10 protein-coding genes are annotated in these 6085 nt (G+C 72.7%); 6 read left to right on the top strand and 4 right to left on the bottom strand.

Annotated elements, in window-relative coordinates:
- Nucleotides 1-16 precede the first annotated feature (16 nt).
- The gene (locus IE305_RS28140) at nucleotides 17-337 is read right to left on the bottom strand and encodes a hypothetical protein (RefSeq protein ID WP_190132600.1); all 321 of its coding nucleotides are present in this window, start codon (nucleotides 335-337) and stop codon (nucleotides 17-19) included.
- A 113-nt stretch (nucleotides 338-450) separates the two neighbouring features.
- On the opposite strand from IE305_RS28140, the gene IE305_RS28145 reads away from it, so the two are divergent.
- The 4 genes from IE305_RS28145 to IE305_RS28160 all read left to right on the top strand — a co-directional run bounded on the left by IE305_RS28145 (nucleotide 451) and on the right by IE305_RS28160 (nucleotide 1906).
- A complete protein-coding gene (locus IE305_RS28145) occupies nucleotides 451-717 on the top strand; it encodes a hypothetical protein (protein ID WP_190132601.1) in 267 nt (88 codons plus the stop codon).
- Nucleotides 710-916 (top strand): hypothetical protein, encoded by a 207-nt coding sequence (locus IE305_RS28150; RefSeq protein WP_190132602.1) that lies wholly within the window; start codon nucleotides 710-712, stop codon nucleotides 914-916. The genes IE305_RS28145 and IE305_RS28150 overlap by 8 nt, the downstream gene beginning before the upstream one ends.
- A gap of 118 nt (nucleotides 917-1034) precedes the next feature.
- Nucleotides 1035-1454: a hypothetical protein gene (locus tag IE305_RS28155; protein ID WP_190132603.1), complete on the top strand. Its 420-nt coding sequence runs from the start codon at nucleotides 1035-1037 to the stop codon at nucleotides 1452-1454.
- Nucleotides 1455-1483: 29 nt separating this feature from the next.
- Entirely contained in the window at nucleotides 1484-1906 is a 423-nt protein-coding gene (locus IE305_RS28160) for a hypothetical protein (protein ID WP_190132604.1), read from the top strand.
- Between the two features lie 8 nt (nucleotides 1907-1914).
- Here IE305_RS28160 and IE305_RS28165 read toward each other — a convergent pair whose 3' ends face one another.
- From IE305_RS28165 to IE305_RS28175, 3 genes are all read right to left on the bottom strand, one after another.
- The gene (locus tag IE305_RS28165; RefSeq protein WP_229891622.1) at nucleotides 1915-2763 is read right to left on the bottom strand and encodes an ATP nucleotide 3'-pyrophosphokinase; all 849 of its coding nucleotides are present in this window, start codon (nucleotides 2761-2763) and stop codon (nucleotides 1915-1917) included.
- Between the two features lie 85 nt (nucleotides 2764-2848).
- Complete coding sequence (locus IE305_RS28170; RefSeq protein WP_190132605.1) at nucleotides 2849-3124, bottom strand: hypothetical protein; 276 nt, start codon at nucleotides 3122-3124, stop codon at nucleotides 2849-2851.
- Nucleotides 3125-3157: 33 nt separating this feature from the next.
- Nucleotides 3158-3409, bottom strand: a complete 252-nt coding sequence (locus IE305_RS28175; RefSeq protein ID WP_190132606.1) for a hypothetical protein — start codon at nucleotides 3407-3409, stop codon at nucleotides 3158-3160.
- Nucleotides 3410-3621: 212 nt separating this feature from the next.
- Between IE305_RS28175 and IE305_RS28180 the strand changes: the two genes are divergently transcribed.
- Nucleotides 3622-3930 carry a hypothetical protein gene (locus IE305_RS28180; RefSeq protein WP_229891624.1) on the top strand — a complete coding sequence of 103 codons (309 nt, stop codon included), beginning with the start codon at nucleotides 3622-3624 and terminating at the stop codon, nucleotides 3928-3930.
- A 539-nt stretch (nucleotides 3931-4469) separates the two neighbouring features.
- Nucleotides 4470-5963 (top strand): amino acid permease, encoded by a 1494-nt coding sequence (locus IE305_RS28185; protein WP_190132607.1) that lies wholly within the window; start codon nucleotides 4470-4472, stop codon nucleotides 5961-5963.
- The last annotated feature ends 122 nt before the right edge of the window (nucleotides 5964-6085 follow it).

A 6085-nucleotide genomic window follows, 5' to 3' on the forward strand; every position in this document is an offset into this window, starting at 1 on the left:
CGGCGTGCGCCGCACGTCAGCCGCGCCGCTTCTTGGCGATCGTGGTCATGATCACGGGGAGCAGCAGTTCCAGCGCCCGGCCCACGGCCCGCTCGGACAGCCCGGTGCGCGCGGCCACCGTCGCCTGGACGGGCACGGCCACCTGGTCGAACAGGGTGGACATCACGCCGCCGCCGGCCCCGCCGGCCCGTAGGTCGGCGGGGAGCGCGGCGACGGTCAGCAGCACGACCTGCCGCGCCGTCTCCACATCGGTCCGCAGGTCCCGCGCGAGCTCCTCGATGCGGTCGTGCCCCAGCTCGTCGAGGACGTCCCGCCCGTACACGTGGTCGTCTCCCATGGTCTCGACGGTACGCGTACGGGGGCGTACCGGCATGCGCCGCCGCCGCAGGGGTACTCGAAGGGCCCATCGCGTCGCCGGTGGGCCCGACGGACACACCGGAGGTGGGCCGGATGGCTCGGCAGAAGGACAGGACCACGCGTTCGGAGCAACAGGAACGGCAGGAGCCCCGCAAGGCCCGGCCCGACCGGGGCCCGGGCGCCCACTCGGGCGCGGAGCAGCAGGCCCGGGAGCGTACGGTGCCCGGCACGGCGAGCGCCCGGGAGGGCTACGGCCCGGAGGGCGGTACGGCCGGCGGCGAGGCACTGGAGGGCGTCGAGCGGAAGCGCGGGCGCCGGGGCGCGGGGGACGAGGCACGGAGGGAGCAGCGCGATGAGTGACACCACTCCGTCGCAGGCCGAGGGCGAACGCGACGACGACCAGGGCATCGCGGTGACGCGTGGCCTGGCCGAACGCGGCCACAAGGCACACGCGCAGACCCCGAGAACCACGCCGTCGCAGGCCGAGGGCGAGCGTGATCCCAACAACCGGAACCAGAACCGGAACCGGAAGGGGCAGGGCGGCGGCGCGACGCGCTGACGCCCCTCCCCCGGGCCGGCCGGGCCGTGTCAGCGCGCCGTCAGCGGTCCGCGCCACCCTCGGCGTACCGGGCGGGCGGAGGCCCGGCGGGCGACCACGGTGACGGCGGAGGCGCGCGATGGGACGGCGACGGGGCGCACGCGCTCTCGTGGTGCTGCTGGCCGCCGTGCCCGCGCCGGGCACCGCGGCGGCCGCCGACGGCCCGGCGCCCTGCGTGGTACGCGAAGGCCGGCCGCACACCGACTGGACCGGCATGAGGTGGGACGCCGACGTGCTGTGCGACAACACGGCCGGTGACGTACGCCTCCAGTCCTTCTTCAGCAGCCCCGTGGTGGGCCGCATGGTGACGACGCGCAGCTGGTTCGTGTGCTGGAAGACCGGCGACCCGCACCAGGGCGGCAACCGCATCTGGTACTACACGCAGGGCGACGTGATCACCAACTGGCCGCTGTGGAAGGGCTGGGGCTACGTCCCGGCGTTCCGCACCGAGACCGAGCCGGACCCCTTCCCGGGCCTGCCGGCCTGCCTGCCCTCCTGACCCGACCGGACCGCCCGAGCGGAGTGACCGTGACGCCCTGCCGCACCGCCCTGCCCGCCGCCCTCCTCCTCGCCCTCACCGGCACGGCCGCCGGGCCCGCGCCCACGGCGGCCGACGGCGCCTCCTGCGCACTGCGGGCGGGCGTCGTCCACGACGACACGCTCGGCAACCACTTCACCGGTGACCTGTACTGCCGCAACGCGGCCGGTGACCTGTACGGGCGGCCGGCCTTCGACGCGCCCGTGACGGGCCGGCTCAGGACGACGCAGAGCTGGTTCGTGTGCTGGTCGATGGGCGAGGCCCACAAGGGCGGCAACAACGTCTGGTACTACACCCAGGGCGACGAGACGGTGAACCTGCCGTCCGTCCGGGCCTGGGGCAACATACCCGCGAGCAGCGTGCTGACCGACACCGATCCCTTCCCCGGCCTGGCACGCTGCCCCTGGCACTGACCGGCTAGCTAGCCCCTGGGCCCGGACGGCTGCTGCTGCCGCGCCGGGGCCGTCAGCCGCGCGGCGCCCGCCGGCACGGGCACGGCCGCGAAGACGGCGTCCTGCTTGCGCTGGAGCTCCTTCTTGCGCGCCGGGGACGTGCCGGGCAGGCGCTGCTCCTCGTAGAGCTTGTGCGTGACCTGCTGGGCGTGCTTGCTCGCCGCCGTGTGGAACTGGATCTCGAAGGGCTGGCCGCTGCGCGGGGCGCGCCAGACGCTGTTGATCCCCTTGTAGCCGTGCTTGCTGCCCCAGGTGTTCTTCCAGCGGGCGCTGTCGTTGCCCCACTGGGCGAGGACGGAGGCCGCGCGGGTGACGCCGGCGGTGTACTGGCCGTCCTGCCACTGGAAGGTGTAGCGGACCGCGTCGTTGATCGAGGCGAGGGCCTGCTCGACGGTCTGGCCGCGGTGCTCCCGCAGCGAGGTGGCCACCTTGCGCTTGAGGGAGTCCTTCGACTTCAGGCGCTGGTCGAAGCCGACCAGGGTGGCGTGGCTGAGGACGGCGGCGGCACGGACCTGGGGGCTGATGGCGCGCTCGGCCTGTCCGGCCCGCCAGGCGTAGGCGTTGACCTTCCGTTCGTCGGCGGCGCTCAGGTGCAGGCCGTCCTGGCTCCAGCCGTCGCGGGTGCTGTCGGCTCTGCCCGCGGCCTGTCCGGTGACCTTGGCCGGGAGCGGCGACGGCGACGGCGAGGGGACGGGAGCGGGAGCGGGAGCGGGGCCGGCCGCCGCGGTCGCGGCGGGGGCGGCGGCCAGGGCGAGCGCCAATGCCAGGGCGGTGGTGGTGCGGGCGAGCGGGGACCGGACGGGGGTCGTGGTCGTCATCGGGCGGATCGTCCTCTCCAGTCGGCGGGTCCCGGCGGGGCCGGGGCCCGGGTCGACCGGATCAACGGGAGAGGCGGCCCGGTGGTCACCGCCGGGGGCGGGCGGTTCCCGAGACCTGGGCGATCCATCCGTACGGCAGCGCGTCCCCGTCGACGGTGACGGCCTCGACGGCGTGCGTCTCGGGGTCGATCTCCGCCTGCACGCCCTCGCCCTCGTAGCGGGGGAAGCCGGACCGGCCGGTCTCGCCGGTGGCCCGGACCCGCGCCGAGCGCAGGGTGGCGCCGTGCCGGGGCCGGTTCTCCTCGTCCGTCAGCTGGGGCTTGAGCACGACGGTGTAGTGGGAGGGGACTGCGGGATTCATGGTCCTCCCTGGTCGGGGCGGGGGCCGGGGGCGTCAGTCGGTGGGCTCGTCCGGCGGCGGGTGCTGGGGTGCGGCGGGCTCGTCCCCCTGCGGGGCCTTGCGGCCGCGCCTGCCGCCCTCGCGGGTCCGCTCCTCCTGCCCGCCCTTCTCGCCCTTCTCGCCTCCCCTCTCCGTGCCGATCCCGACGTCCCAGCGGTCGGGGCGGTCCGACGCCTGCTGGTCCTCGAAGTCCCGGGGCACGCCCGCGCCCCGGCCCGCGGGCTCCTCGTCGCGTCGCTCGGCCACGGCGGCACCTTCCCTTCGTCCGTCCCGTACGCCCTGGAGATCACGTACGTCCTGGAGATCACGCCTCCGGGTACCCGCACCTGCGCCGGGCATGCCGGTTCTCCCGGGTGTGCCGTGTCGTGGGGCGCCGAACGTCGTTGAGCGCAGTGTGGGCCGCTTGTCCGCTATGCCCACTCCCGAGATCGCCGAGACGAAGGACCGTGATGCGAGCTTTGCGCACCGCAGTCGCCGCCGCCGGAGGGCTCCTCCTCGCCGTATCGCTGCTCAGCAGCTCCGCCGATGCCGTCGGCGGCTACTTCCAGTGGCGGGGACCCAAGGGACGGCTGTACTCCCTGGAGAACCCGCCCGAGAACAAGTGCTACTCCATGCAGCAGGAGGCCAGGGCCGCGCGCAACTTCACCGAGAAGCCGATCGCCATCTACCAGCAGAAGGGCTGCAAGGGAGAGGCGCACCGCCTGGAGCCGAAGCAATCGGCGCCGGAGGGGCAGCACTTCCAGAGCGTGATTTTCAACCCCCGCTGACCGGCGGGTCGTTGACACGGGCGCCGGCCGCCGTCATGGCGGCCGGCGCCCGCGCCATTCCCGGGGAAAAGGGAAAGAAATGCGACCGGGCCGTACCCCGGCCACCGCCGGGGGCTGCTACCGGCGGTAAGGGCCATGGCGGCATCTAGCCCCTGACCTGCGGTGGAGCACCCGGAGGGCTAGCGCGAAAGCCCCGGAAAAGCAATTCTCCGTAAAGTCTTGACGGAGACCTGACGCGCCTTCCACCATTCAGCGCATGGACTTGTCAGACGGGCCCCGCGCGAGGCGCTTAGGGCACCGCCGGGATACCGGTCGGTAATTCAGGATTCGCGGCGTCGGAACGATCATCACGATCGAGATCACCCGCGGTCTTCCGCACCACCGGATTCCCCCCACGACTCGTCCCCCCTCTGAAGCTCCCCGGGAGCCCGGCGTCGCCAGCCGGTCCCCGGGTCACCGGGCCCCACTGTGTCCCGCCCCCGCTCGCGAGCCGTCGTGCGGTCCGGTCCTGCTCCCCCACAACGAAGGCGAAGACATACATGAGCGACCGCACCCTCACTGCGGCCCCCGATGCCGGGACGTCCGCCCCGGCATCCGCCTCCCCCCACGTCGACGCCGGTGACGCCGGCTACAGCAAGGACCTCAAGTCCCGCCACGTCAACATGATCGCGATCGGTGGCGCGATCGGCACCGGTCTCTTCCTCGGCGCGGGCGGCCGCCTGGCCAGCGCCGGGCCCTCGCTCTTCATCGCCTACGCGGTGTGCGGCCTCTTCGCCTTCTTCGTCGTGCGCGCGCTGGGCGAGCTCGTCCTCTACCGCCCGTCCTCCGGCGCCTTCGTCTCCTACGCCCGTGAGTTCATGGGCGAGAAGGGCGCCTTCACCGCCGGCTGGCTGTACTTCCTCAACTGGGCCACCACCGGCATCGCGGACATCACGGCCGTGGCCACGTACACCCACTACTGGCACATGTTCAGCAGCATCCCGCAGTGGGTGCTCGCGCTGATCGCCCTCGCGGTCGTGCTCACCGTGAACCTGATCTCGGTGAAGTACTTCGGCGAGATGGAGTTCTGGTTCGCGATCATCAAGGTCGCCGCGATCACCGTCTTCATGGTCGTCGGCATCTTCCTGCTGGCCAGCCAGCACAAGGTCGGCGACACCACCCCGGGCCTGGCCAACATCACCGCCCACGGCGGCATCTTCCCGACCGGCGTCATGCCGATGCTGATGGTCATCCAGGGCGTCGTCTTCGCCTACGCCTCCGTCGAGCTGTGCGGCGTCGCCGCCGGCGAGACGAAGAACCCCGAGAAGATCATGCCGAAGGCGATCAACTCGATCATGTGGCGTGTCGGCCTGTTCTACGTCGGCTCGGTGGTCCTGCTCGCGGTGCTGCTGCCCTACACCGCCTACCACGCCGGCGAGAGCCCCTTCGTCACCGTCCTGTCGAAGATCGGCGTTCCCTACGCGGCCAGCGTGATGAACCTCGTCGTCCTCACCGCCGCGCTGTCCAGCCTGAACTCCGGCCTCTACTCCACCGGCCGCATCCTGCGCTCGATGGCCATGTCGGGCTCGGCCCCGAAGTTCACCGGCCTGATGAACAAGGGCCAGGTGCCCTACGGCGGCATCCTGCTCACCGCGTTCTTCTGCGTGCTGGGCGTGGGCCTGAACTTCGTGGTCCCGGCGGACGCCTTCGAGATCGTGCTGAACTTCGCCGCGATCGGCATCATCGGCACCTGGGGCATGATCATGGTCTGCTCCCTGCTGTTCTGGCGCCGCTCGAAGGACGGCCGGGTCACCCGCCCGGGCTACAAGCTGCCCTGGGCGCCGTACACCCAGATCGTCACGCTGGTCTTCCTGGCCTGCGTGCTGGGCCTGATGGCGTCCGAGCCGGGCGCCGGCCGCACCACGGTGCTGTGCCTGCCGCTCATCGTGGCGGCGCTGGCCGGCGGCTGGTTCCTGGTCCGCGGCAACGTCGCCCGGACCCAGGCCGACGCCAAGGCCGAGGCCGCCCTGCAGGAGACGGCCGACCGTCCCTGACCCCACCGCCGGGCGGCGGCCCCACCCGCCGCCCGGCAACGCGAAGGCCCCCGGAGCCCATGGGACGCTGTTGGCGAATTCGGGGGCTGGTCCTACTTCGCCCCGCCGAGCGTGAGCTCGGC

This window comes from Streptomyces mashuensis (assembly GCF_014654785.1).
Taxonomy (GTDB): domain Bacteria; phylum Actinomycetota; class Actinomycetes; order Streptomycetales; family Streptomycetaceae; genus Streptomyces; species Streptomyces mashuensis.

Excerpts from the sequence above, each read along its gene's own strand:
- IE305_RS28140 (WP_190132600.1), bottom strand. The coding sequence starts at position 337 with ATGGGAGACGACCACGTGTACGGGCGGGACGTCCTCGACGAGCTGGGG.
- IE305_RS28145 (WP_190132601.1), top strand. The coding sequence starts at position 451 with ATGGCTCGGCAGAAGGACAGGACCACGCGTTCGGAGCAACAGGAACGG.
- IE305_RS28150 (WP_190132602.1), top strand. The coding sequence starts at position 710 with ATGAGTGACACCACTCCGTCGCAGGCCGAGGGCGAACGCGACGACGAC.
- IE305_RS28155 (WP_190132603.1), top strand. The coding sequence starts at position 1,035 with ATGGGACGGCGACGGGGCGCACGCGCTCTCGTGGTGCTGCTGGCCGCC.
- IE305_RS28165 (WP_229891622.1), bottom strand. The coding sequence starts at position 2,763 with ATGACGACCACGACCCCCGTCCGGTCCCCGCTCGCCCGCACCACCACC.
- IE305_RS28170 (WP_190132605.1), bottom strand. The coding sequence starts at position 3,124 with ATGAATCCCGCAGTCCCCTCCCACTACACCGTCGTGCTCAAGCCCCAG.
- IE305_RS28185 (WP_190132607.1), top strand. The coding sequence starts at position 4,470 with ATGAGCGACCGCACCCTCACTGCGGCCCCCGATGCCGGGACGTCCGCC.